Below are 24,791 nucleotides of genomic sequence, written 5' to 3' on the forward strand. Positions count from 1 at the left end.
TTAAACTGTCTGATATACCGGATAGAGTTATTCGGGCGGTTCTACACTACCGCTCCGAATAACTCTATATTTATAAGAGGATTTGGATATTGTTGCACTCAATCGAAATTTTGTTTTTATTTATCTGAATAATGTTTTTGATTGGGAAAATATTTAAATGCCGTCTGAAGCCGATATATTCCGTGTCGGCAGTGTTTCAGACGAAAACGGAAGGACAAAGATTATGAAAAAAATTCAAGCAGATGTCGTCGTAATCGGCGGCGGTACTGCCGGCATGGGCGCGTTTCGCAATGCCCGTTTACATTCGGACAATGTTTACCTGATTGAAAACAATGTGTTCGGCACGACCTGCGCGCGCGTGGGCTGTATGCCTTCCAAACTCTTGATTGCCGCCGCAGAGGCGCGCCATCACGCATTGCATACCGACCCGTTCGGCGTGCATTTGGATAAAGACAGTATCGTCGTCAACGGCGAAGAAGTGATGCAGCGCGTTAAATCCGAGCGCGATCGTTTTGTCGGCTTTGTCGTTGCCGATGTGGAAGAATGGCCTGCCGACAAACGCATCATGGGTTCGGCTAAATTTATCGACGAGCATACCGTCCAAATCGACGACCATACCCAAATCACGGCAAAAAGTTTCGTGATTGCTACCGGCTCGCGTCCCGTTATCCTGCCGCAGTGGCAGTCTTTGGGCGACCGTTTGATTATCAACGATGACGTTTTCTCATGGGATACGCTGCCTAAGAGCGTTGCCGTGTTCGGACCGGGTGTTATCGGTTTGGAACTGGGTCAGGCATTGCACCGTTTGGGCGTGAAAGTTGAAATTTTCGGTTTGGGCGGCATCATCGGCGGCATTTCCGACCCCGTCGTTTCAGACGAGGCGAAAGCCGTGTTCGGCGAAGAATTGAAACTGCATTTGGATGCTAAAACCGAGGTCAAACTCGATACAGACGGCAATGTAGAAGTCCATTGGGAGCAGGATGGCGAAAAAGGCGTATTTGTTGCCGAATATATGCTGGCAGCCGTAGGCCGCCGTCCGAACGTTGACAATATCGGTTTGGAAAACATCAATATCGAAAAAGATGCGCGCGGCGTACCCGTTGCCGATCCGCTAACCATGCAAACCAGTATTCCGCATATCTTCATCGCGGGCGACGCATCCAATCAACTGCCCCTGCTGCACGAAGCCGCCGATCAAGGCAAGATTGCCGGCGACAACGCGGGCCGCTATCCGAATATCGGCAGCGGTTTGCGCCGCAGCACCATCGGCGTGGTGTTCACCAGTCCGCAAATCGGCTTTGTCGGTTTGAAATACGCGCAGGTTGCCGCGCAATACCAACCCGACGAATTTGTCATTGGCGAAGTATCGTTTAAAAACCAAGGCCGCAGCCGCGTGATGCTGGTAAATAAAGGCCATATGCGCCTGTATGCCGAAAAAGCAACCGGCCGCTTCATCGGTGCGGAAATTGTAGGCCCTGCCGCCGAACATTTGGCACATTTGTTGGCATGGGCGCATCAAATGAAGATGACCGTTCCGCAAATGCTGGATATGCCGTTCTACCATCCTGTTATCGAGGAAGGTCTGCGTACTGCGTTGCGTGATGCTGATGCGAAATTGAAAGCCTGAGCGATATGGCAAAACAATGCCGTCTGAAATTTTTTCAGACGGCATTTTATTTTTGAGGATGGGGTTGGAGGTCGGATGCTGATACCGTGTCGGGAAGGGGGGGCAAAACTAAAAATCTTTCTTTTAATCTGCTGTTTTCACGCGTGTTTGTCAAAATCTATCAGTTTGTTTTTAAAATACACTGTTCAAAATGGGATAAAACAGGTAAATTAACGTTTATGTAACCCAGTGTAGCAATGGGTTTACGGTTTTTGAGTCGATATATAACTACAGAGGAATTGACTATGTCTGTCAAACCGCGTCCTGTTTATCTGGATTTGCCGAACATCCGTCTGCCGATACCCGGGATAGTTTCCATCCTTCACCGCATCAGCGGGGTCGGGCTGTTTATTATGCTGCCTTTCCTGCTGTATTTCCTGTCCGGCACCCTAAGTCAAGAATCTGCATTTGAAACTTACCGTGCTATTGTTTCCCATCCTTTGGTCAAGCTGGTTTTAATCGGTGTATTGTGGGCTTATCTGCACCATTCTCTCGCCGGTATCCGCTTTTTATTTTTGGATGCGCACAAAGGCCTTGAGCTGAATACTGCACGGAACACCGCTAAATTTGTCTTTACCGCAGCTTTGGTGCTGACTGTCGTTTTGGGAGCGTTGTTATGGTAGAACGTAAATTGACCGGTGCCCATTACGGTTTGCGCGATTGGGCGATGCAACGTGCGACTGCGGTTATTATGTTGATTTATACTGTTGCACTTTTAGTGGTTCTATTTTCCCTGCCTAAAGAATATTCGGCATGGCAGGCATTTTTTAGTCAAACTTGGGTAAAAGTATTTACCCAAGTGAGCTTCATCGCCGTATTTTTGCACGCTTGGGTGGGTATCCGCGATTTGTGGATGGACTATATCAAACCCTTCGGCGTGCGTTTGTTTTTGCAGGTTGCCACCATCGTCTGGCTGGTCGGCTGCCTCGTGTATTCAGTTAAAGTGATTTGGGGGTAAGTATGGGTTTTCCTGTTCGCAAGTTTGATGCCGTGATTGTCGGCGGTGGTGGTGCAGGTTTACGCGCAGCCCTCCAATTGTCCAAATCCGGTCTGAATTGTGCCGTTTTGTCTAAAGTGTTCCCGACCCGTTCGCATACCGTAGCGGCGCAGGGCGGTATTTCCGCTTCGCTGGGTAATGTGCAGGAAGACCGTTGGGACTGGCATATGTACGATACCGTGAAAGGTTCCGACTGGCTAGGCGACCAAGATGCGATTGAGTTTATGTGTCGCGCAGCGCCCGAAGCGGTGATTGAGTTGGAACACATGGGTATGCCTTTTGACCGCGTGGAAAGCGGCAAAATTTACCAACGCCCTTTCGGCGGACATACTGCCGAACACGGTAAACGCGCGGTAGAACGTGCCTGTGCGGTTGCCGACCGTACCGGTCATGCGATGCTGCATACCCTGTATCAACAAAACGTCCGTGCCAATACGCAATTCTTTGTGGAATGGACAGCGCAAGATTTGATTCGTGATGAGAATGGTGATGTCGTCGGTGTAACCGCTATGGAAATGGAAACTGGTGAAGTTTATATTTTCCACGCTAAAGCTGTGATGTTTGCTACCGGTGGCGGCGGCCGTATTTATGCTTCTTCTACCAATGCTTATATGAATACTGGTGACGGTTTGGGCATTTGTGCCCGTGCAGGTATCCCGTTGGAAGATATGGAATTCTGGCAATTCCACCCGACCGGTGTGGCAGGTGCAGGCGTGTTGATTACCGAAGGCGTACGCGGTGAGGGCGGTATTCTGTTGAATGCCGACGGCGAACGCTTTATGGAACGCTATGCGCCGACCGTAAAAGACTTGGCTTCGCGCGACGTGGTTTCCCGTGCGATGGCGATGGAAATCTACGAAGGTCGCGGCTGCGGTAAAAATAAAGACCATGTATTGCTGAAAATCGACCATATCGGTGCCGAAAAAATTATGGAAAAACTGCCGGGTATCCGCGAGATTTCCATCCAGTTTGCCGGTATCGACCCGATTAAAGACCCGATTCCTGTCGTGCCGACTACCCACTACATGATGGGCGGCATTCCGACCAATTATCATGGCGAAGTTGTCGTTCCTCAAGGCGACGAGTACGAAGTGCCTGTAAAAGGTCTGTATGCCGCAGGTGAGTGCGCTTGTGCTTCCGTACACGGTGCGAACCGTTTGGGTACAAACTCCCTGCTGGACTTGGTAGTATTCGGTAAAGCTGCCGGCGACAGTATGATTAAATTCATCAAAGAACAAAACTGCTGGAAACCCCTGCCTGCAAATGCCGGCGAACTGACTCGCCAACGTATCGAACGCTTGGATAACCAAACCGGCGGCGAAAACGTCGATGCGCTGCGCCGCGAACTGCAACGCTCCGTCCAACTGCACGCCGGCGTGTTCCGTACCGATGCTATTTTGGCGGAAGGTGTGAAACAGGTGATGGAGATTGCCGAGCGCGTGAAACGTACCGAAATCAAGGACAAGAGCAAAGTGTGGAATACCGCGCGTATCGAGGCTTTGGAATTGGACAACCTGATTGAAGTGGCGAAAGCGACTTTGGTGTCTGCCGAAGCACGTAAAGAATCACGCGGCGCGCACGCTTCAGACGACCATCCTGAGCGCGATGACGAAAACTGGATGAAACACACGCTGTATCATTCAGATACCAACACCTTGTCCTACAAACCGGTACACACCAAGCCTCTGAGCGTAGAATACATCAAACCGGCCAAGCGCGTTTACTGATGCGTTTTCAGACGACCTCCGTATCACAAGAGGTCGTCTGAAAATCAAATACACCACCATACTGAACCGCTTGAACCCATAACATATAACCATCAGGCGGTTTATGAGAAAAGGAACACTTCTCATGGAAAAAATGAGTTTTGAAATTTACCGTTACAATCCGGATGTTGATGCCAAGCCTTATATGCAGCGTTACGAGTTGGAATTGGAACCGACCGACGTGAAACTTTTGGACGCTTTGGTGCGCCTGAAAGCACAAGACGATACATTGTCTTTCCGCCGTTCCTGCCGCGAAGGGATTTGCGGTTCTGACGGTATGAACATCAATGGCAAAAACGGCTTGGCGTGTCTGACCGATTTACGCAGCCTGAAACAGCCTGTCAAAATCCGCCCGTTGCCTGGTCTGCCTGTCATCCGCGACCTAATTGTGGATATGACCCAGTTCTTCAAACAATACCATTCCATCAAACCTTATGTCGTTAACGACAATCCGATTGATGCGGACAAAGAGCGTCTGCAAACTCAGGAAGAGCGCAAAGAGTTGGACGGCTTGTACGAATGTATTTTGTGCGCCTGCTGTTCGACCGCCTGCCCGTCGTTCTGGTGGAATCCCGACAAATTCGTCGGTCCGTCCGGCTTGCTGAATGCCTACCGCTTCATTGCGGACAGCCGAGATACCATCACCAATGAGCGTTTGGACAATTTGAACGATCCGTACCGTTTGTTCCGCTGCCACACCATTATGAACTGTGTGGACGTATGCCCCAAACACTTGAATCCAACCCGTGCCATCGGCAAGATTAAAGAGATTATGTTGAAGCGGGCCGTTTAAGAAATGATGGTTTTTGACGATATTGCCAAACGGAAAATCCGTTTTCAAACCCGCCGGGGATTGTTGGAATTAGACTTAATCTTCGGCAGGTTTATGGAAAAAGAATTCGAGCATTTGAGCGATAAAGAGCTGTCCGAGTTTTCCGAAATCCTTGAATTTCAAGATCAAGAATTGCTTGCCTTGATTAACGGGCATTCGGCAACGGACAAAGGGCATCTTATCCCGATGCTTGAAAAAATCAGACGGGTATGAGGCATCCGAAATCTGCCTGCGGGCAGATTTCAAAATGCAAAGGCCGTCTGAAGGCAAAGAACGTGCTGCGGATGCAGCAACGTGGGTTACAACTTGCAAAGGAGCGATAATATGTCCAAATCAATCAAACTCAACGTACCGGGTCAGGCAGGCTTGGATCTGCCGGTATTGGAAGCCAGCATCGGGCATGATGTGGTTGACATTCGGGGGCTGACAAAAAATACAGGTTTGTTTTCATTTGATCCCGGATTTGTTTCAACCGCAAGCTGTGAGTCTAAAATTACTTACATCGACGGCGATCAAGGCTTGCTTTATTATCGCGGATACCCCATCGAGCAGCTGGCCGAAAAGTCCGATTATTTGGAAGTCTGCTACCTGTTGATTTACGGCGAACTGCCGACTCCCGAGCAAAAGGCAGAATTTGACAATACCGTCAGCCGCCACACGATGGTGCATGAACAGCTGACTTGGTTCTTCCGGGGTTTCCGCCGCGATGCGCATCCGATGGCGATGATGGTCGGCGTGGTCGGCGCGCTGTCTGCGTTCTACCAAGACAGCTTGGACATTACCAATCCCGAACACCGCAAAATCGCGATTTACCGCCTGATTTCCAAAATCCCGACCATTGCGGCAATGTGCTACCGCTATTCAAACGGTCTGCCGTTCAATTATCCGAAGAATAATCTTTCTTATTCCGAAAACTTCCTTCATATGATGTTCGCCACGCCGTGTGAAGACTACAAACCCAATCCCGTTTTGGCACGCGCACTCGACCGCATCTTTATTTTGCATGCCGACCATGAGCAAAACGCCTCAACGTCAACCGTCCGTCTGGCTGGATCTTCGGGTGCGAACCCGTTTGCCTGTATTGCTGCCGGTATCGCCTGCCTGTGGGGTGCTTCGCACGGCGGCGCGAACGAAGCCGTGTTGAAAATGCTGGACGAAATCGGCGATGTGTCCAATGTTGCCGAATATATGGAAGGCGTGAAACAGCGCAAATACCGCCTGATGGGCTTCGGACACCGCGTATACCGCAATATGGATCCGCGTGCCAGCATTATGCGCGAAACCTGCTATGAAGTTTTGAAAGAATTAGGTCTGGAAGACAGTCCGAAATTCAAACTGGCGATGGAATTGGAACAGATTGCGCTGAAAGACCCGTTCTTTATCGAACGCAAACTGTATCCCAATGTCGATTTCTATTCCGGCATCGTCCTGTCCGCGCTGGGTATCCCGACCGAAATGTTTACCGTCATCTTCGCCCTGTCGCGCAGCGTGGGCTGGATTTCGCACTGGCACGAGATGATTAGCGATCCTTCGCTGAAAATCGGCCGTCCGCGCCAGCTTTATACCGGTTCGGAACGCCGCGATTATGTGCCGGCAGGCGAGAGGTAACATACATTAATATATTGTCAAACAGGCAATATCAGAGAACCGGATTGTTTCCCGAATCCGTCTGATTGTAGTCGGATGAAATCAATGCAAGCAATCCGGTTTAAAATAGGGTAGAATAAAATGTCTTTTCAGACGGCATCAGTTCCGCCGTCAGGACGCGGATTTCTACCCTTTGTTTATATTTTAAAGAAAAGAGCGCACGCCATGATGGACGAAAAACTCAATTTCTCTTACCTGTTCGGTTCGAACGCACCCTACATTGAGGAATTGTACGAGGCTTTTTTGGAAAACCCCGATGCGGTTGATGAAAAATGGAAGCAGTATTTCACCGATTTGAGCAAACAGCCGGGGACGGTTGCTGTCGATGTCGCACACACACCGATTCGCGAATCATTTGTTACTTTGGCGAAAAAGAAAATTGCATCTGCCGTTGCGGGCGGTGCGGATGAGGCAATGCTGAAAAAGCAAGTCAGCGTTTTACGGCTGATTTCCGCCTATCGTATCCAAGGCGTGGGTGCGGCACGGCTCGATCCGCTCAAACGTATCCCCCCGCGCGACATTGAAGCCCTTGATCCGAAATTCCACGGTCTGTCTGATGCCGATATGGCGCTTCAATTCAATATGGGAGAGGGCGATTTTGCCAATCGCGGCAAGCTGCCCTTGTCCCAAATCATCAGCAACCTCAAACAAACCTACTGCGGCCACATCGCATTGGAATATATTTATATTCCCAATACCGAAGAGCGTCGTTGGGTACGCAACTATTTTGAAAGCGTATTGTCCACACCGCATTACAATGCGGATCAAAAACGCCGTATCTTGAAAGAGATGACCGCTGCCGAAACTTTGGAGCGTTATCTGCATACCAAATATGTCGGTCAAAAACGCTTTGGTGTCGAAGGCGGCGAAAGCGCGATTGCCGGTTTGAACTACCTGATTCAAAACGCCGGTAAAGACGGCGTGGAAGAAGTCATCATCGGTATGGCGCACCGTGGCCGTCTGAATGTTTTGGTTAACATCTTGGGCAAAAAACCGGCCGATCTGTTTGCCGAATTTGAAGGTCGTGCCGAAATCAAATTGCCCAGCGGCGACGTGAAATACCACATGGGCTTCAGCTCTGACATCGCTACTCCGCATGGTCCGATGCACGTTTCTTTGGCGTTCAACCCGTCACACTTGGAAATCGTTAATCCGGTGGTGGAAGGTTCTGCGCGCGCCAAACAAAAACGTTTGGGCGAAAACGGCCGCGATAAAGTCTTGCCGGTATTGATTCACGGTGACTCCGCATTTATCGGTTTGGGTGTTAACCAAGCAACATTCAACCTGTCTAAAACGCGCGGTTATACCACCGGCGGTACGGTTCATATCGTCATCAACAATCAAATCGGCTTTACCACTTCCGATATCCGCGATACCCGTTCAACCGTACACTGTACCGATATCGCGAAAATGGTTTCCGCCCCGGTTATCCATGTGAACGGCGATGATCCCGAACGCGTTTGCTTTGCCATCCAAGCCGCTTTGGATTACCGCAAAAAATTCCATAAAGACATCGTGATCGACGTTGTCTGCTACCGTAAATGGGGCCACAACGAGGGCGATGATCCGACCTTGACCCAACCGATGATGTACAAAAAAGTATCGCAACACCCGGGTGCGCGTGCTTTGTACACCGAGCAATTGATTGCCGAAGGTGTGGTCACCCAGGCTGAGGCCGACGCTTACATCCAAGCCTACCGTGATGCTTTGGACAAAGGCGAACATGTCGAGCAAACAACGTTGAGCAACTTCCAACGCACACAAATCGACTGGAGCAAATACCAAGGCAAAGATTGGCGCGAAAAAATCGAAACCGGTTTGCCTGCTGCCGACATCGAGCGTCTTGCCGAGAAATTCACCGCCGTACCGGAAGGCTTTGCCCTGCATCCGACTGCAAAACGTGTGATCGAAGCGCGTAAAGCCATGGCATCCGGCAAACAGCCTATCGACTGGGGTATGGCCGAAACCCTCGCATACGCAAGCCTGCTGACCAAAGGTCATGGCGTGCGTATCTCCGGTGAGGACTCCGGCCGCGGTACATTCTCACACCGTCATGCCGTTCTGCACGATCAAAAACGCGAAAAATGGGACGACGGTACTTATGTTCCTCTGCGCAACATGGGCGAGGGCTTGGGCGAGTTCCTGGTTATCGACTCTATCTTGAACGAAGAAGCCGTGATGGCGTTCGAGTACGGCTTTGCCTGCTCCGCTCCTGACAAGCTGACCATTTGGGAAGCGCAATTCGGTGACTTCGCCAACGGCGCGCAAGTAACTATTGACCAATTCCTCTCTTCAGGCGAAACCAAATGGGGTCGTTTGTGCGGTCTGACCACCATCCTGCCGCACGGCTACGACGGTCAAGGCCCCGAGCACTCTTCTGCACGCGTAGAACGTTGGTTGCAACTGTGTTCTGAGAACAATATGCAAGTCATCATGCCGTCTGAAGCGTCGCAAATGTTCCACCTCTTGCAACGCCAAGTCTTGGGTTCATACCGCAAACCGCTGGTGATTTTCATGTCCAAACGCCTGTTGCGCTTCAAAGGTGCAATGAGCCCGCTGGAAAACTTCACCGAAGGTTCGACTTTCCGTCCGGTTATCGGCGATACTGCCGAACGCGCAAGCAACGACAGCGTGAAACGCGTGGTATTGTGTGCCGGCCAGGTTTACTATGACTTGGAAGCAGGCCGTACCGAGCGTAAACTGGAAGATGATGTTGCGATTGTCCGCGTTGAGCAGCTGTATCCGTTCCCATACGACGAAGTTAAAGCTGAACTGGCGAAATATCCGAACGCAAAATCTGTGGTTTGGGCGCAAGAAGAGCCGAAAAACCAAGGCGCGTTCTACCAAATCCGCCACCGCATCGAAGGCGTTATCAGCGAAGAGCAAAAACTGTCTTATGCCGGTCGTCCAAGCAGCGCATCGCCTGCAGTGGGCTACTCAAGCAAACACATTGCTCAATTGAAACAATTGGTTGAAGACGCTTTGGCGTTGTAAGCCTGGCGGCATTCCGTTTGAAATTGTTCAGGCGGAATGCCCATATGCAGAATTAAAAACACACAACAGGCCGTCTGAAAGGGCCATTGGAGACACAAAATGATTATTGATGTAAAAGTACCTATGCTGTCTGAAAGCGTATCTGAAGGCACGCTCTTGGAATGGAAGAAAAAAGTTGGCGAAGCAGTTGCCCGTGACGAAATCCTGATCGATATCGAAACTGACAAAGTGGTTTTGGAAGTACCTTCTCCACAAGCCGGCGTATTGGTTGAAATCGTAGCGCAAGACGGTGAAACCGTTGTTGCTGACCAAGTTTTGGCCCGTATCGATACAGCTGCCACTGCCGCTGCTGAAGCACCTGCCGCCGCGCCTGCAGAAGCTGCCCCAGCTGCCGCTCCTGCTGCTGCACAAAACAACGCCGCTATGCCTGCTGCCGCTAAACTGGCTGCCGAGACCGGTGTTGACGTGAACGCATTGCAAGGTTCCGGTCGTGACGGTCGCGTATTGAAAGAAGACGTACAAAATGCCGCTGCCAAACCTGCCGCAGCCGCTGCTCCTGCCGTTGCGCTTCCTGCCGGCGCACGTCCTGAAGAACGCGTACCGATGAGCCGCCTGCGTGCCCGTGTTGCAGAACGCCTCTTGGCTTCTCAACAAGAAAACGCCATTCTGACTACATTCAACGAAGTCAATATGAAACCAATCATGGACTTGCGTGCGAAGTACAAAGAAAAATTCGAGAAAGAACACGGCGTGAAACTGGGCTTCATGTCCTTCTTCGTTAAAGCCGCGGTTGCCGCCCTGAAAAAATACCCGGTTGTGAATGCTTCTGTTGACGGCAAAGACATCGTGTACCACGGCTACTTCGACATCGGTATCGCGATTGGCAGCCCACGCGGTTTGGTTGTGCCTATCTTGCGCGATGCCGACCAAATGAGCATTGCCGACATCGAACAAGCAATTGTTGATTACGCGAAAAAAGCCAAAGACGGCAAAATCGCTATCGAAGATTTGACCGGCGGTACATTCAGTATTACCAACGGCGGTACTTTCGGTTCTATGATGTCCACCCCGATCATCAACCCGCCTCAATCTGCGATTTTGGGTATGCACGCCACTAAAGAGCGCGCTGTGGTTGAAAACGGCCAAGTTGTTGTCCGTCCAATGATGTATCTGGCTCTGTCTTACGACCACCGTATCATCGACGGCCGCGAAGCTGTATTGACTTTGGTAGCCATTAAAGACGCGTTGGAAGACCCAGCACGCCTGTTGTTGGATCTGTAATCGTTTCAGACGGCCTTTTATTTGTTAATGAAAAGGCCGTCTGAATTTTTATTTAGATGTAGCGTAATGTAGTATCGTGCTACAATAGGCTCAACGAACGATTGAGGCCGTCTGAAACATTTGATTCGAATGAATCGGCAGATATGGACTTTCAGACGGCCTTTTCTTAAAACCATCAAAACGCAGTCATTCAAAATAAAAAAGAAACAAAAAGTATCGTTTTTATTTTGAGATACTGCAAAAGCAAAGGATGACACGATGTCTCAATATGATGTAGTAGTGATTGGTGCAGGCCCGGGCGGATACGTTGCCGCCATCCGTGCTGCGCAACTGGGTTTCAAAACTGCTTGCGTTGACGCAGGCGTTAACAAAGCGGGCAATGCCCCTGCATTGGGCGGTACTTGCTTGAACGTAGGCTGTATCCCTTCCAAAGCCCTGTTGCAATCCAGCGAACATTTCCACGCTGCGCAACACGATTTTGCCGAACACGGTATCACTGTCGGCGACGTAAAATTCGACGCGGCCAAAATGATTGAGCGCAAAGATGCCATTGTAACCAAGCTGACCGGCGGCGTGAAATTCCTGTTCCAAAAAAACAAAGTAACCAGCCTGTTCGGTACTGCTTCTTTTGCCGGTAAAAATGGCGATGCTTACCAAATCGAAGTCGATAACAAAGGCGAGAAAACCGTTATCGAAGCCAAACACGTCATCGTAGCCACAGGTTCCGTGCCGCGTCCGCTGCCACAAGTCGCTATCGACAACGTGAACGTATTGGACAATGAAGGCGCATTGAACCTGACCGAAGTACCTGCCAAACTCGGCGTGATCGGTTCCGGCGTGATTGGTTTGGAAATGGGTTCCGTATGGAACCGCGTGGGTGCAGAAGTTACCATTCTTGAAGCTGCGCCGACCTTCCTGGCTGCCGCCGACCAACAAATCGCCAAAGAAGCCTTCAAATACTTCACCAAAGAGCAAGGCTTGAACATCGAACTGGGCGTGAAAATCGGCGACATCAAATCTGAAGGCAAGGGCGTTTCCGTTGCTTACGAAACTGCTGCCGGCGAAGCCAAAACCGAAGTTTTCGACAAACTCATCGTTGCCATCGGCCGTATTCCAAACACTAAAGGCCTGAACGCCGAAGCCGTCGGCTTGGAAAAAGACGAACGCGGCTTTATCAAAGTGGACGGCGAATGCCGTACCAACCTGCCTAACGTATGGGCAATCGGCGACGTGGTCCGCGGCCCGATGTTGGCACACAAAGCCAGCGATGAAGGCGTTGCCGTTGCCGAGCGCATTGCCGGTCAAAAACCGCATATCGACTTCAACAACGTACCGTTTGTGATTTACACCGACCCTGAAATCGCTTGGGTGGGTAAAACCGAAGAGCAGCTCAAAGCCGAAGGCGTGGAGTACAAAAAAGGTACTTCAGGTTTCGGCGCAAACGGTCGCGCATTGGCAATGGGCAAAGCCAAAGGTACGGTTAAAGTATTGGCAGATGCCAAAACCGACCGCATCTTGGGCGTACACATGATCGGCCCGGTTGTCAGCGAATTGGTTACCGAAGGCGTGACTGCGCTCGAATTCTTCGCCAGCAGCGAAGACATCGCCCGCATTATCCATGCCCACCCAACCTTGTCCGAAGTGGTTCACGAAGCTGCCTTGGCGGCCGACAAACGCGCTTTGCACGGTTGATAGACATTAAGGCCGTCTGAAACTTTTCAGACGGCCTTAAGGCCTTCGACAAATTGAATGTTCCGAGAGCTCCGTTTTCTGATTTATAATTCCGTCAGGCAAACACACAGCACTTACATTCATTATGAACAAAGAAATAGTCGGTATTTTCTTTATACCGGCGGGCATCATCAGCATGTGTATGGCCGCATTGTGGCAGATGTATGTGATGATGACCGAAACTTATACGCTCAACCGTTTCAAAGATAAAGAATTGGTTTGGCGCGTGGCATTGTTATTTATCAGTTTCAGCCTTGCCGTTTATCTGCTCTGCCCGAATTCGCGTAAAAAAGGCATTGTCTTTTTTATTCTCGGAGGAGGTGGCGCAACCATGTATCTGCTGGCGCGGATGTGGTTGCCCTTCAGTAAATAGTAGGGCCGTCTGAAAATATGGGATTGGCCGCAGGGCGATTCCTAAAACCCACTCACCTTAAGGAGAAATCCATGAATTTACACGAGTATCAGGCTAAAGAACTGCTGGCTGGCTACGGTTTGCCCGTACAAGGCGGTATTTTGGCACACAACGGCGAAGAAGCCGCTGCAGCTTACGACAAATTGGGCGGCAAATTCGCTGTTGTCAAAGCACAAGTACACGCCGGCGGCCGCGGTAAAGCGGGCGGCGTAAAAGTCGTTAAAAGCCGCGAAGAAGCTAAAGAAGTGGCTGAAAGCCTGATTGGCACCAACTTGGTAACTTACCAAACCGATGCCAACGGCCAACCTGTCAACAGCGTTTTGGTTTGCGAAGACATGTATCCGGTTCAAACCGAGCTGTACTTGGGCGCAGTGGTTGACCGTTCTACCCGCCGCGTTACATTCATGGCTTCTACCGAAGGCGGCGTGGAAATCGAAAAAGTTGCTGCCGAAACTCCTGAAAAAATCTTCAAAGTAACCGTTGATCCGCTGGTCGGCCTGCAACCTTGCCAAGCTCGCGAAGTTGCCTTCCAACTGGGCTTGAAAGACAAACAAATCAACGAGTTCGTCAAACTGATGACCGGCGCGTACAAAGCGTTTATCGAAAACGACTTCGCACTGTTTGAAGTAAACCCATTGGCAGTTCGCGAAAACGGCGCGCTCGCCTGCGTGGACGGCAAAATCGGTATCGACAGCAACGCCCTCTACCGACTGCCAAAAATCACCGAATTACGCGACAAATCCCAAGAAAACGAACGTGAGCTGAAAGCTTCCGAATTCGACCTGAACTATGTTGCCTTGGAAGGCAACATCGGCTGTATGGTTAATGGTGCCGGTTTGGCGATGGCTACTATGGACATCATCAAACTCAAAGGCGGCCAACCTGCCAACTTCTTGGACGTTGGCGGCGGCGCAACCAAAGACCGCGTGGTTGAAGCGTTCAAACTGATTCTGGAAGACAAATCCGTTAAAGGCGTATTGATCAATATCTTCGGCGGTATCGTACGTTGCGACATGATTGCGGAAGCCATCGTGGCAGCCGTTAAAGAAATCAACGTCAACGTTCCTGTCGTTGTTCGTTTGGAAGGTAACAACGCCGAACTCGGCGCGAAAATCCTGAACGAATCAGGTCTGAAACTGACTTCTGCAGACGGCCTGAATGACGCAGCCGAAAAAATTGTTGCAGCCGTAAACGCCTAAGGAGAAAAGAATGAGCGTATTGATTAATAAAGACACCAAAGTATTGGTTCAAGGTTTCACCGGTAAAAACGGTACTTTCCACTCCGAACAAGCTCTGGCTTACGGCACTAAAGTTGTCGGCGGCGTTACCCCGGGCAAAGGCGGTCAAACCCACCTGAACCTGCCTGTATTCAACACCATGAAAGAAGCCGTTAAAGAAACCGGTGCTGACGCATCCGTGATTTACGTTCCCGCTCCGTTTGTTTTAGACTCTATCGTTGAAGCTGTTGATTCAGGCGTAGGCTTGGTCGTTGTGATTACCGAAGGCGTACCGACTCTGGACATGCTCAAAGCCAAACGCTACTTGGAGACCAACGGCAACGGCACACGTTTGGTCGGCCCAAACTGCCCGGGCGTGATTACTCCGGGTGAGTGCAAAATCGGCATTATGCCGGGCCACATCCACACTCCGGGCCGCATCGGTATTATTTCCCGTTCCGGTACATTGACTTACGAAGCTGTGGCACAAACCACCAAACTGGGCTTGGGTCAATCAACCTGTATCGGTATCGGCGGCGACCCGATTCCCGGTATGAACCAAATCGACGCACTGAAACTCTTCCAAGAAGACCCGGATACCGACGCCATTATCATGATCGGTGAAATCGGCGGTACTGCGGAAGAAGAAGCAGCCGAATACATCCAATCCAACGTAACCAAACCTGTTGTCGGTTACATTGCCGGTGTTACCGCTCCTAAAGGCAAACGCATGGGCCACGCCGGTGCGATTATCTCCGGCGGCAAAGGTACTGCCGAGGAAAAATTCGCCGCTTTCGAAAAAGCCGGCATCGCCTACACACGCAGCCCTGCCGAGTTGGGCACGACGATGCTGGAAGTGTTGAAAGCAAAAGGTTTGGCATAATCAGGTTTGACAACTGATTGAACATCAAATGCCGTCTGAAACCGGAAATCGGGTTTCAGACGGCATTTTGTTTGTCATTTCAAAAAGAGGCAGCCTCAACATACCCACATTATTTTTTGCCCTTTGAGGCAGTCAGAATATTTATCGGTCAAACAGGAGTAAACCCGTAAATTGCCTCTTGCACCTTATTCACCTGAGCTCAACCCGATTGAGAAAGTGTGGGCGAATATTAAGCGGTATCTGCAAACCGTTTTGTCTGATTACGCCCGATTTGACGATGCACTACTGTCCTATTTTGATTTTAATTGATTATATTTTTGCAGGATTCTGTTTTAGCACGCGACATTTTTTGTTTGATAGGATTGGAATGGATGTAGTCCGCGCAACGCTGCAAATCTGTTTCGTCGCGCACGGTGTGTTCGTAAAAACGCCGTTGCCAAATACCGCGTTCGTGCTGCCGCTGTTTGCTGGCAGACAGGTTTTCTTGCTGGCAGACAGGTTTTCGGCACGAGGGAAATGTGCGGAGAATTTGGTTTTAATCAGCCGCCAGCGCAGGGAATAATCCGCATCGTCGGGCGGCAACGTCCAAATGGCGTGAATGTAGTTCGGCAGTACGCATACGGTGACGGTTTCAAAGGGATATTGTTTTTGCACATCCATATAAGCCGCACGCAATAAGTCGATATGTTCGACAAGCAGGCGCGATTTTGGGTTGGCGAGTTTGACGGTGAAAAAGAATGTGCCGCCGGCAATGAAGTTTCTGCGATAACGCGCCATAGGATTTTTGTTTGTGGTTTGGGTGTTGGAGAAGGAACGGTTTGTTGTTTAAGGTTTTAACTTTGTTGAAGCTGACGCTTTCAGACGATATCGGAGGCCGTCTGAAAGCGTCAGCTTCAACAAAGTTAAAAGTTGAAACGGCAAACCGTCAATCAAGCAACCGCGTGCGTGCGTACCGCACACACCCTACACGTTGGCTTTGAAGTTCCGTGCAATTCACAGGTAGGGTGTACGGCACAGCCACGCACGCGGAGGGGGAGGGGTATGCAGGCTACGGCTTGCTACGCGTTGATTTTGAAGTTCCGCGTAATTCACAGGTAAGGTGTGTGGCGCAGCCACGCACGCGCGTGGATTGGGTATGTAGGCTACGGCTTGCTTTTTTGTTGATTTTTTTCTTGCTTTTCATATTCCTCAAGTAAGTTTAAGTTATTACCATAAGCTGTTTTTTTATAGCGAATTAAATCAGTTGATGTTATTTCATCGTGAAGATGTTCAAAAAGATGGTATTTCTCTATCAGTGGAGCAAATTTATCTTTTCCCCATTTAGATAGCCCACTATAAAACAGAAAAAACAATTCATCACTTGAGATTTGTGCACGTAGCATGTGTATATAAAAAGTTTTCTGCTCCTTACTTAATTTACTTTTATCTATATACTTTACTGCATGGTATATGCCTCTAAAATAATGCCCGAGAACTCTGTGTAAATATTCTTCATAAAAATTCTCATACTTTCCTATATTTCCTTTAGAATGCGAGGGAATTCTTTCAAGCTTAAAGTGATTTCTTAATATAATAAATACAAGCCGACCAGACACACCTTCTTGTATGTATAAATCTCGTTTATGTCCCTCAATTTTATAGGATACTTTTCCTTTAAGTAATTGAAGCCCATCAATGATGTTGTTGACTGTTTCAAGATGTTTAAACAGATGCTCTTCGGTTTGCCTAGCTTTTCTCTCTCTATTGCCAATATAAATTGCGATAAAAGCACCGCACATTGCAAGCCCTGAGAAGATAGCATTTAAACTTCCATAAGAATCTCCGTGCAAACCTAACATTTCTTTGCTTGGGGTCTCTATTTTAGTAGATAGCTGAATTTTCCAGTTTAGAATTTCTGGGTAATTCCACCACAATATGCCAATCAGAGCAAAAATGATAACTAACAAAATAGTCGAAATAAATTTATTCATTTCATTTATCCAAAATCATATTTTTCAAATACTTCCCAGTATAACTCCCCTTAACCTTCGCCACTTCTTCGGGGCTACCTTCCGCAATAATTCTCCCACCACCATCTCCCCCTTCCGGCCCTAAGTCCACAATCCAATCTGCGGTTTTAATCACGTCCAGATTATGCTCGATAATCACAATCGAGTTGCCTTTGCCTTTCAGACGACCTATGACTTCCAGCAGCAGGGCGATGTCGGCGAAGTGCAGGCCGGTGGTCGGTTCGTCGAGGATGTAGAGCGTTCTGCCGGTGTCGCGTTTGGAGAGTTCGAGGGCAAGTTTGACGCGTTGGGCTTCGCCGCCGGAGAGGGTGGTGGCGGACTGGCCGAGGCGGATATAGCCGAGGCCGACATCCATGAGGGTTTGTAGTTTGCGTGATACGGTGGGGACGGCGTCGAAAAATTCGCGGGCTTCTTCGACGGTCATGTCGAGGACTTGGCTGATGTTTTTGCCTTTGTATTGGATTTCGAGCGTTTCGCGGTTGTAGCGTTTGCCGTGGCAGACTTCGCAGGGGACGTAAACGTCAGGCAGGAAGTGCATTTCGACTTTAATCACGCCGTCGCCTTGGCAGGCTTCGCAGCGGCCGCCTTTGACGTTGAAGGAGAATCTGCCGACGTTGTAGCCGCGTTCGCGCGAGAGGGGTACGCCGGCGAAGAGTTCGCGGATGGGGGTAAACAGGCCGGTGTAGGTGGCGGGGTTGGAGCGCGGGGTGCGGCCGATGGGGGATTGGTCGACGTTGATGACTTTGTCGAGGTGTTCGAGGCCGCAGATGTCGTCGTATGGGGCGGGTTCTTCTTGGGCGCGGTTGAGTTCGCGGGCGGTGATTTTGGCGAGAGTGTCGTTAATCAGGGTGGATTTGCCGCTGCCGGATACGCCGGTGATGCAGGTAATCAAACCGAGCGGCAATTCGAGGGTAACGTTTTTGAGGTTGTTGCCGCGCACGCCTTTGAGGACGAGCATTCGGTCGGGATTGACGGGCGTGCGTTCAGACGGCACGGCAATGGATTTTTTGCCGCTGAGATATTGTCCGGTAACGGATTTTTCGCATTTGGCGACGTTTTCGGGCGTGTCGGCAATCAGTACGTTGCCGCCGTGTTCGCCCGCGCCGGGGCCCATATCGACGACGAAATCGGCTTCGCGGATGGCGTCTTCGTCGTGTTCGACCACAATCACGCTGTTGCCCAAATCGCGCAGGCGTTTGAGGGTGGCGAGCAGGCGGTCGTTGTCGCGCTGGTGCAGGCCGATGGAGGGTTCGTCCAAAACGTACATCACGCCGGTCAGGCCGCTGCCGATTTGGCTGGCGAGGCGGATGCGCTGGGCTTCGCCGCCGGAGAGGGTTTCGGCGGAGCGGGAGAGATTCAGGTAATCCAGCCCGACGTTAATCAGGAAGCCGAGCCGCTCGGTGATTTCTTTGAGGATTTTCTCGGCGATTTGTTTTTTGTTGCCGTCCAAATCCAGCGTTTCGAAAAATTGGTGGGTTTTGGTCAGCGGCCAGGCGGAAACTTCGTGCAAGGGTTCGCCGCTGACGTAAACGTAGCGCGCTTCTTTGCGCAAACGTGCGCCGCCGCAGCTCGGGCAGGCGCGGTGGTTTTGGTATTCGCGCAGTTTTTCGCGCACGGTTTCGCTGTCGGTTTCGCGGTAGCGGCGTTCGAGATTGGGGATGATACCTTCGAAGGCGTGGCTGCGGTTGAAGGTGGTGCCGCGTTCGGACAGGTAAGTGAAATCAATGACTTCTTTGCCCGAGCCGTGCAAGATGACTTTTTTCACTTTTTCAGGTAGCGTTTCCCAAGCAGCCTGCACATCGAAACCGTAATGCCGCGCCAGCGACTGAATCATTTGGAAATAGAACTGGTTGCGCTTGTCCCAGCCGTCAATCGCGCCCGAAGCTAACGACAATTCGGGATGGGCAACCACTTTTTCGGGATCGAAGAAATTGGTGTTGCCCAAGCCGTCGCAAGTCGGGCAGGAGCCCATCGGGTTGTTGAACGAAAAGAGGCGCGGCTCCAATTCGGGCAGGCTGTACGAACACACGGGGCAGGCAAAACGCGCGGAGAACCAATGTTCTTCGCCGCTGTCCATTTCCATCGCCAGCGCGCGCTCGTTGCCGTGGCGCAGCGCGGTTTCAAAGCTTTCTGCCAGCCGTTGCTTGATGTCGGCTTTTACTTTCACGCGATCGATAACCACGTCGATATTGTGTTTGATGTTTTTTTCCAGCTTCGGCACTTCGTCCAACTGATAGACTTCGCCGTCCACGCGCACCCGCGCAAAACCCTGCGCCTGCAAGTCGGCAAAGAAATCGACAAACTCGCCCTTACGCTCGCGCACTGCCGGCGCCAGAATCATCACGCGTGTGTCTTCCGGCAGTTTTAATACGGCATCGACCATCTGCGACACGGTTTGGCTCGACAGCGGCAGCTTGTGTTCGGGGCAATACGGCGTGCCGACGCGTGCGTACAAAAGGCGCAGGTAGTCGTGGATTTCCGTTACCGTGCCGACGGTGGAACGCGGATTGTGGCTGGTGGATTTCTGCTCGATGGAAATCGCGGGCGAGAGGCCTTCGATCAAATCGACATCGGGTTTGTCCATCATCTGTAAAAATTGACGGGCATAGGCGGAAAGGCTCTCGACATAACGCCGCTGCCCTTCGGCATATAAAGTATCAAATGCCAGCGACGATTTGCCGCTGCCCGACAATCCTGTTATGACCACGAGCTTGTGGCGCGGAATATCCAAATCGATGTTTTTCAAATTATGCGTGCGCGCGCCGCGTATGCGGATGGTGTCGTTGTCGTGTGAATGTCGGGGATGATGGTTGCACATAATGGATGCCGCCTGAAAAATAAAGGAAAACCGATATTGTAGCACTTTCTCGGATGCCGTCTGAAGCCGCGTTCAGACGGCATTTGTCGGCGGAATGCGGCGGATTCCGTTATAATGGCGGCAATTTTAACCCGCTTGAATAAAAGGATGACAAATGAACCGTCTTTACCCCCACCCGATTATCGCCCGTGAGGGCTGGCCGATTATCGGCGGCGGTTTGGCTTTGAGCCTGCTGGTGTCGATGTGCTGCGGCTGGTGGTCTTTGCCGTTTTGGGTGTTTACCGTATTTGCATTGCAGTTTTTCCGCGATCCTGCGCGTGAGATTCCGCAAAACCCTGAAGCGGTGTTGAGTCCGGTTGACGGCCGTATCGTGGTGGTCGAACGCGCACGCGATCCGTATCGTGATGTCGATGCTTTGAAAATCAGTATTTTTATGAACGTGTTCAACGTGCATTCGCAAAAATCGCCTGCCGATTGTACGGTTACGGAAGTGGTCTATAACAAAGGCAAATTCGTGAATGCGGATTTGGACAAAGCCAGCACGGAAAACGAACGTAATGCGGTGTTGGCGACTACGGCTTCTGGTCGTGAAATTACTTTTGTTCAAGTCGCAGGCTTGGTTGCCCGCCGTATTTTGTGTTACACCAAAGTGGGCGAGAAACTGTCCCGTGGCGAACGCTACGGCTTTATCCGCTTCGGTTCGCGCGTGGATATGTATCTTCCGGTTGACGCGCAGGCGCAAGTGGCGATTGGCGATAAAGTAAACGGCGTCAGCACTGTATTAGCGCGTTTGCCGCTGACTGCGCCGCAAACTGAATCTGAGCCTAAAGCCGCAGCTCCACAAGCCGCGCCAGTTTCACAAGCAACTCCGGCTTCTCAAGCTGCTCCGGTTGAGACAGTGGCAAACCAATCTACCGAGCAACAGCAAATCGAAGCAGCGGCGGCTAAGATTCCGGCGGCTGTGCAAGATGTGTTGAAAGATTAATTTTGCGAACTGAAATAGAAAATATCAGTACCATCATTCACACGAATGAGGAAGTTTGGTTTTTTGAATTTTTGCTAATGTTCACACCGTTATGTTCACGAAAATGGGAATCTGGAAATTTAACGTTACAGTGATTTATCGGAAACGGCTGAAACCGAACGAATTGGATTCCCGCCTGCGCGGGAATGACGACTCATTAGTTACCTAAAACTTAAAAAACAGAAACCTTTACGCCGTCATTCCCACGAAAGTGGGAATCCGGGAACTTAACGTTACGGTGATTTATCAGAAATAACAGAAACCGAACGAATTGGATTCCCGCCTGCGCGGGAATGACAACTCATTAGTTACCTAAAACTTAAAAAACGGAAACCTTTACGTCGTCATTCCCACGAAAGTGGGAATCCGGGAACTTAACGTTACAGTGATTTATCAGAAATAACAGAAACCGAACGAATTGGATTCCCGCCTGCGCGGGAATGACGACTCATTAGTTACCTAAAACTTAAAAAACAGAAACCTTTACACTGCCATTCCCACGAAAAGTGGGAATCCGGGAACTTAACGTTACAGTGATTTATCGGAAACGGCTGAAACCGAACGAATTGGATTCCCGCCTGCGCGGGAATGACGACTTATTAGTTACCTAACACTTAAAAAACAGAAACCTTTACGCCGTCATTCCCACGAAAGTGGGAATCTAGAACCCAAATGCTAAGGCGATTTATCGGAAACGGCTGAAACCGAATGAATTGGATTCTCGCCTGCGCGGGAATGATGGGATCTTGGGTTTTTGCTTTTGATTTTTCTGCTTTTGCGAGAATGACGGCGTGAAAGCAAGAATGATGAAACAAAGAAAATGGGAATGATGGCATAGTGGTTTGTTCTTTGTCTTTGCCATATTTCCTAACAAATTGATTAAAAAAAGGTTTTCAGAATGCCGTCTGAAAACCTTTTTTTGTTTGCCTGTCCGATTTTAAAACTTCACGTTCACGCCGCCGGTAAAGCTGCGGCCCATTTGCGGCGTATCAGAGAGGAAGCTGCTGTGGGCGTAAACGGATTGGTTGAGCAGGTTGTCGGCTTTGACGTACCAATTCCACTCGCCATAGCGCGTATTGCGGCGGTAGTTTGCGCCGAGGTTGAGCATATGGTGTCCGGGCGTGTGCGTTTCGTAGCGGGCGAGTTTGTTTTGGGCGAACACGCGGTAGTAGTCCAAGTTGGCATCGATGCGGTCGGTCAGCGCGGCTTTCAGGTGGAAGCCGAGGCGCGCAGCCGGAACGCGAGGTGCGTTCTGGTCGGCTTGTGTGATGAAAGGACGCTTGCCGTAAGCATCTTCCCTGCCGGGTAGGGATGGCAGGTTTTTCAGACGGCCTCGTACATAGTCGCCGGAAACGCCGATGCGGTAGCGCGGCGTGGGCTTGAAGTAGATTTCGCCTTCTGCACCGTAGAAGTCGGCGCCGGATTGGTTGTAGCGCACGAGCTTCATTTCGCTGTCGTCTTCGATGGATTTGGGGCCGCGTCCATCGTTTAAGGTTTGGGCGTAAATGTAGTTGCCGAAGCGGTTGCGGTAGAGTGCCAGATTGTATTGCCAGCGGTCGCCTTCGTAGCCCAACGCGAGTTCGATGTTGTTGGAACGCTCTTTGTTCAGGTGTTTGTTGCCGACTTCAAAAGTGTTGGTGGCAACGTGTTTGCCGTGTGCGTACAGCTCTTGCGTTGACGGCAGGCGTTCCTGATGGGAGGCGGTCAGGCTGAGTTTGTGTTGCGGCGTGAAATACCAGTTGCCCGAAAGTGCGAACGAGCGGGCGGTTTGGCGGTGTGCGCCGAGGTCGGGCAGGGGCTGCTTGTAGTAGTTTTCCCGATCAATCAATGCTTTGTCGTACTGGATGGAAGCTTTTTGTTTTTCCACGCGTACGCCGCCTTCAAGCGTGAAGTTGTCCCATTCTGCCTGTTCTACGCCGAAAAAGCTGTAATGTTGCACTTTATTGTCAAGCAGCATCGGTTGTTTAACCGCTTCGGATATGGCAGATAAAGCACTGGATTTTTGTTGTAAATATTGCACGCCCCAGCTGCCTTTCAGACGGCCTATGGGTTGGTGGCGCAACTCGATACGGGCGTTTTGCGTTTTGTTGTTGAAGAAGTTTTCGACCGCATCGCCTGCTTTTTCGTCGTGGCGGTAGTCGTTGCGGTTCAGGTGTACGCGCAGGGCTTCAAAACCGGGGAGAGGCTGCTTCCATTCGGCGCGGAGTTCGTAGCGTTTGTTGCGCAGGTCTATCCACGGTCTGCCGTTGTGGGTGTGTGCGTGTGCACCGTCGCCGTCGTGAGAACCGCAGCTCAAGCCCGGATTGTCGTAATCGATGTCTTCTTCGGTCAACAAGTGCGGATAAAGCTGCAAATAGCGTTTGTTAATCAAGCTCTTTTGCCAGATGATGTCGGCGTGGCAATCATCGTATTCGTGGCTGTGGGCAGGCAGGCCGTATTGGTCGCGACGGTCGCTGTACGCTACGCCGATAAAACCTTTTTCGCCTACCCAAGACAGCCCGATAGTGCCTGTTTTGGAATCGGCATGGCTGTCGGGCAGTCGTTTCAGACGGCCTTCTTCTTTTTGATAGCGCGGTACGGCGTAGTCGCCCGATTTACGGTACAAGCCTTCGGTATGCAGCACGAAGTTGTTGCCCAAACCGATATTGATGCCGCCGGACGTGAGTTTTTCCAGATTGCCGCTGCTCAAACGCAATCCAGCTTCGCCCGATACGCCGTTTTCAGGTATTTTTTCGGGAATTTTGCCATCGGCAACATCAACCAAACCGGCCACATTGCCCGAGCTGTACAAGAGCGTTACCGGCCCGCGCAGGATTTCAACCTGTTGTGACAAGGCGGTATCTACCATAATGGCGTGATCGGGCGAAAAGTCCGCCATATCGCCTGTTTCGCCGTGATGGTTCAACACTTTAATCCGCCTGCCCGTCTGCCCGCGTATCACAGGCGCAGACGCACCGCCGCCGTATTGCGAAGCGTGGATGCCCGGTACGCCGTCCAAAGCGTCGCCCAAGTTGACGGCTTTTTGGCGCAAAGTATCGCCGGAGATGATTTTATCGGAGGCGGTTGAAGTGTGTAACAGTCCCGAAGTCGCGCGCGGACGGCTTTTGCCGACAACGCTGACCGTTTCCAAGTCCACCGATTGCTCGGTTTCATGTGCTAGGGCGGGGGGGGGCGTGCTGATTAAAAGAATTGATAAAACAATGGGTTTGAGTGTAATTTGTGCCATTTTGGTTTCTCGTCGCGTTTCAAAATTTTGTTATTATATAACATTGCATTTTTTATATCATAAGATTTTGAGAACACTCAGAGGGCATAGGCAAAAGTTTTTCAAATGACGCGGTTGCGGCATCGGGCGGTGTCCATTTGTATCCGCCGTCATTCGGGGGGGGCGCGGTTGATGTTGATGCAGATTCTGCTGTGTTTGCCTATTATGTTCGGCTGCGGGATAACCAAAATTTATGAGGGCATAAAATCGGTGCTTTCCCGAACGGTCGAAAAGGTGGCAAAATGGCGT

18 protein-coding genes and 1 pseudogene are annotated in these 24,791 nt (G+C 50.6%); 15 read left to right on the plus strand and 4 right to left on the minus strand.

Annotated elements, in window-relative coordinates; translation table 11 throughout:
- The first annotated feature begins 223 nt into the window (after window positions 1–223).
- The 14 genes and pseudogenes from Q9J32_RS01760 to Q9J32_RS01825 all read left to right on the plus strand — a co-directional run.
- Window positions 224–1,627 carry a dihydrolipoyl dehydrogenase gene (locus tag Q9J32_RS01760; protein WP_301885518.1) on the plus strand — a complete coding sequence of 468 codons (1,404 nt, stop codon included), beginning with the start codon at window positions 224–226 and terminating at the stop codon, window positions 1,625–1,627.
- 284 nt (window positions 1,628–1,911) lie between these two features.
- Entirely contained in the window at window positions 1,912–2,289 is a 378-nt protein-coding gene (gene sdhC, locus Q9J32_RS01765) for a succinate dehydrogenase, cytochrome b556 subunit (RefSeq protein WP_118792680.1), read from the plus strand.
- The gene (gene sdhD / locus Q9J32_RS01770; RefSeq protein WP_002219397.1) at window positions 2,283–2,624 is read left to right on the plus strand and encodes a succinate dehydrogenase, hydrophobic membrane anchor protein; all 342 of its coding nucleotides are present in this window, start codon (window positions 2,283–2,285) and stop codon (window positions 2,622–2,624) included. The genes sdhC and sdhD overlap by 7 nt, the downstream gene beginning before the upstream one ends.
- Before the next feature lie 2 nt (window positions 2,625–2,626).
- The gene (gene sdhA, locus Q9J32_RS01775; RefSeq protein WP_301667778.1) at window positions 2,627–4,390 is read left to right on the plus strand and encodes a succinate dehydrogenase flavoprotein subunit; all 1,764 of its coding nucleotides are present in this window, start codon (window positions 2,627–2,629) and stop codon (window positions 4,388–4,390) included.
- Between the two features lie 124 nt (window positions 4,391–4,514).
- Entirely contained in the window at window positions 4,515–5,222 is a 708-nt protein-coding gene (locus Q9J32_RS01780; RefSeq protein ID WP_003678833.1) for a succinate dehydrogenase iron-sulfur subunit, read from the plus strand.
- 3 nt (window positions 5,223–5,225) lie between these two features.
- A complete protein-coding gene (locus Q9J32_RS01785) occupies window positions 5,226–5,474 on the plus strand; it encodes an FAD assembly factor SdhE (protein WP_301885434.1) in 249 nt (82 codons plus the stop codon).
- 111 nt (window positions 5,475–5,585) lie between these two features.
- Window positions 5,586–6,869, plus strand: a complete 1,284-nt coding sequence (gltA, locus tag Q9J32_RS01790) for a citrate synthase (RefSeq protein ID WP_301667776.1) — start codon at window positions 5,586–5,588, stop codon at window positions 6,867–6,869.
- Between the two features lie 204 nt (window positions 6,870–7,073).
- A complete protein-coding gene (locus tag Q9J32_RS01795) occupies window positions 7,074–9,902 on the plus strand; it encodes a 2-oxoglutarate dehydrogenase E1 component (RefSeq protein WP_301885433.1) in 2,829 nt (942 codons plus the stop codon).
- A 99-nt stretch (window positions 9,903–10,001) separates the two neighbouring features.
- Complete coding sequence (gene odhB, locus Q9J32_RS01800) at window positions 10,002–11,183, plus strand: 2-oxoglutarate dehydrogenase complex dihydrolipoyllysine-residue succinyltransferase (protein WP_002217383.1); 1,182 nt, start codon at window positions 10,002–10,004, stop codon at window positions 11,181–11,183.
- A 258-nt stretch (window positions 11,184–11,441) separates the two neighbouring features.
- Window positions 11,442–12,875, plus strand: a complete 1,434-nt coding sequence (gene lpdA, locus Q9J32_RS01805; protein WP_118820011.1) for a dihydrolipoyl dehydrogenase — start codon at window positions 11,442–11,444, stop codon at window positions 12,873–12,875.
- Window positions 12,876–12,999: 124 nt separating this feature from the next.
- The gene (locus Q9J32_RS01810; RefSeq protein WP_002242554.1) at window positions 13,000–13,287 is read left to right on the plus strand and encodes a hypothetical protein; all 288 of its coding nucleotides are present in this window, start codon (window positions 13,000–13,002) and stop codon (window positions 13,285–13,287) included.
- A 71-nt stretch (window positions 13,288–13,358) separates the two neighbouring features.
- Window positions 13,359–14,525: an ADP-forming succinate--CoA ligase subunit beta gene (sucC, locus tag Q9J32_RS01815; protein ID WP_439652137.1), complete on the plus strand. Its 1,167-nt coding sequence runs from the start codon at window positions 13,359–13,361 to the stop codon at window positions 14,523–14,525.
- Between the two features lie 10 nt (window positions 14,526–14,535).
- The gene (gene sucD, locus Q9J32_RS01820) at window positions 14,536–15,426 is read left to right on the plus strand and encodes a succinate--CoA ligase subunit alpha (RefSeq protein ID WP_002221113.1); all 891 of its coding nucleotides are present in this window, start codon (window positions 14,536–14,538) and stop codon (window positions 15,424–15,426) included.
- Between the two features lie 171 nt (window positions 15,427–15,597).
- Window positions 15,598–15,735: pseudogene (locus tag Q9J32_RS01825) on the plus strand (IS630 family transposase); the annotation flags it as partial.
- Here the strand turns inward: Q9J32_RS01825 and Q9J32_RS01830 are convergent.
- The 3 genes from Q9J32_RS01830 to uvrA all read right to left on the minus strand — a co-directional run bounded on the left by Q9J32_RS01830 (window position 15,736) and on the right by uvrA (window position 20,253).
- Window positions 15,736–16,203: an REP-associated tyrosine transposase gene (locus Q9J32_RS01830; protein WP_373321656.1), complete on the minus strand. Its 468-nt coding sequence runs from the start codon at window positions 16,201–16,203 to the stop codon at window positions 15,736–15,738.
- Window positions 16,204–16,568: 365 nt separating this feature from the next.
- Complete coding sequence (locus Q9J32_RS01835) at window positions 16,569–17,396, minus strand: putative phage abortive infection protein (protein WP_301885431.1); 828 nt, start codon at window positions 17,394–17,396, stop codon at window positions 16,569–16,571.
- A 1-nt stretch (window position 17,397) separates the two neighbouring features.
- Window positions 17,398–20,253, minus strand: coding sequence for an excinuclease ABC subunit UvrA (uvrA, locus tag Q9J32_RS01840; RefSeq protein WP_301885430.1), 2,856 nt, complete (start codon window positions 20,251–20,253; stop codon window positions 17,398–17,400).
- A 154-nt stretch (window positions 20,254–20,407) separates the two neighbouring features.
- Between uvrA and Q9J32_RS01845 the strand changes: the two genes are divergently transcribed.
- Window positions 20,408–21,238, plus strand: a complete 831-nt coding sequence (locus Q9J32_RS01845; protein ID WP_301885429.1) for a phosphatidylserine decarboxylase — start codon at window positions 20,408–20,410, stop codon at window positions 21,236–21,238.
- Between the two features lie 976 nt (window positions 21,239–22,214).
- Here Q9J32_RS01845 and znuD read toward each other — a convergent pair.
- Entirely contained in the window at window positions 22,215–24,503 is a 2,289-nt protein-coding gene (gene znuD, locus Q9J32_RS01850; RefSeq protein WP_301885428.1) for a TonB-dependent zinc receptor ZnuD, read from the minus strand.
- Window positions 24,504–24,791: the final 288 nt, after the last annotated feature.

Origin of the sequence: Neisseria uirgultaei, assembly GCF_962719845.1 — a bacterium.
Classification (GTDB): domain Bacteria; phylum Pseudomonadota; class Gammaproteobacteria; order Burkholderiales; family Neisseriaceae; genus Neisseria; species Neisseria bergeri.

Excerpts from the sequence above, each read along its gene's own strand:
- znuD (WP_301885428.1), bottom strand. The coding sequence starts at position 24,503 with ATGGCACAAATTACACTCAAACCCATTGTTTTATCAATTCTTTTAATC.
- Q9J32_RS01795 (WP_301885433.1), top strand. The coding sequence starts at position 7,074 with ATGATGGACGAAAAACTCAATTTCTCTTACCTGTTCGGTTCGAACGCA.
- sucD (WP_002221113.1), top strand. The coding sequence starts at position 14,536 with ATGAGCGTATTGATTAATAAAGACACCAAAGTATTGGTTCAAGGTTTC.
- Q9J32_RS01845 (WP_301885429.1), top strand. The coding sequence starts at position 20,408 with ATGAACCGTCTTTACCCCCACCCGATTATCGCCCGTGAGGGCTGGCCG.
- Q9J32_RS01780 (WP_003678833.1), top strand. The coding sequence starts at position 4,515 with ATGGAAAAAATGAGTTTTGAAATTTACCGTTACAATCCGGATGTTGAT.
- odhB (WP_002217383.1), top strand. The coding sequence starts at position 10,002 with ATGATTATTGATGTAAAAGTACCTATGCTGTCTGAAAGCGTATCTGAA.
- Q9J32_RS01830 (WP_373321656.1), bottom strand. The coding sequence starts at position 16,203 with ATGGCGCGTTATCGCAGAAACTTCATTGCCGGCGGCACATTCTTTTTC.
- gltA (WP_301667776.1), top strand. The coding sequence starts at position 5,586 with ATGTCCAAATCAATCAAACTCAACGTACCGGGTCAGGCAGGCTTGGAT.
- lpdA (WP_118820011.1), top strand. The coding sequence starts at position 11,442 with ATGTCTCAATATGATGTAGTAGTGATTGGTGCAGGCCCGGGCGGATAC.
- Q9J32_RS01810 (WP_002242554.1), top strand. The coding sequence starts at position 13,000 with ATGAACAAAGAAATAGTCGGTATTTTCTTTATACCGGCGGGCATCATC.
- sucC (WP_439652137.1), top strand. The coding sequence starts at position 13,359 with ATGAATTTACACGAGTATCAGGCTAAAGAACTGCTGGCTGGCTACGGT.
- uvrA (WP_301885430.1), bottom strand. The coding sequence starts at position 20,253 with ATGTGCAACCATCATCCCCGACATTCACACGACAACGACACCATCCGC.
- Q9J32_RS01835 (WP_301885431.1), bottom strand. The coding sequence starts at position 17,396 with ATGAATAAATTTATTTCGACTATTTTGTTAGTTATCATTTTTGCTCTG.
- Q9J32_RS01760 (WP_301885518.1), top strand. The coding sequence starts at position 224 with ATGAAAAAAATTCAAGCAGATGTCGTCGTAATCGGCGGCGGTACTGCC.
- Q9J32_RS01785 (WP_301885434.1), top strand. The coding sequence starts at position 5,226 with ATGATGGTTTTTGACGATATTGCCAAACGGAAAATCCGTTTTCAAACC.
- sdhA (WP_301667778.1), top strand. The coding sequence starts at position 2,627 with ATGGGTTTTCCTGTTCGCAAGTTTGATGCCGTGATTGTCGGCGGTGGT.
- sdhD (WP_002219397.1), top strand. The coding sequence starts at position 2,283 with ATGGTAGAACGTAAATTGACCGGTGCCCATTACGGTTTGCGCGATTGG.
- sdhC (WP_118792680.1), top strand. The coding sequence starts at position 1,912 with ATGTCTGTCAAACCGCGTCCTGTTTATCTGGATTTGCCGAACATCCGT.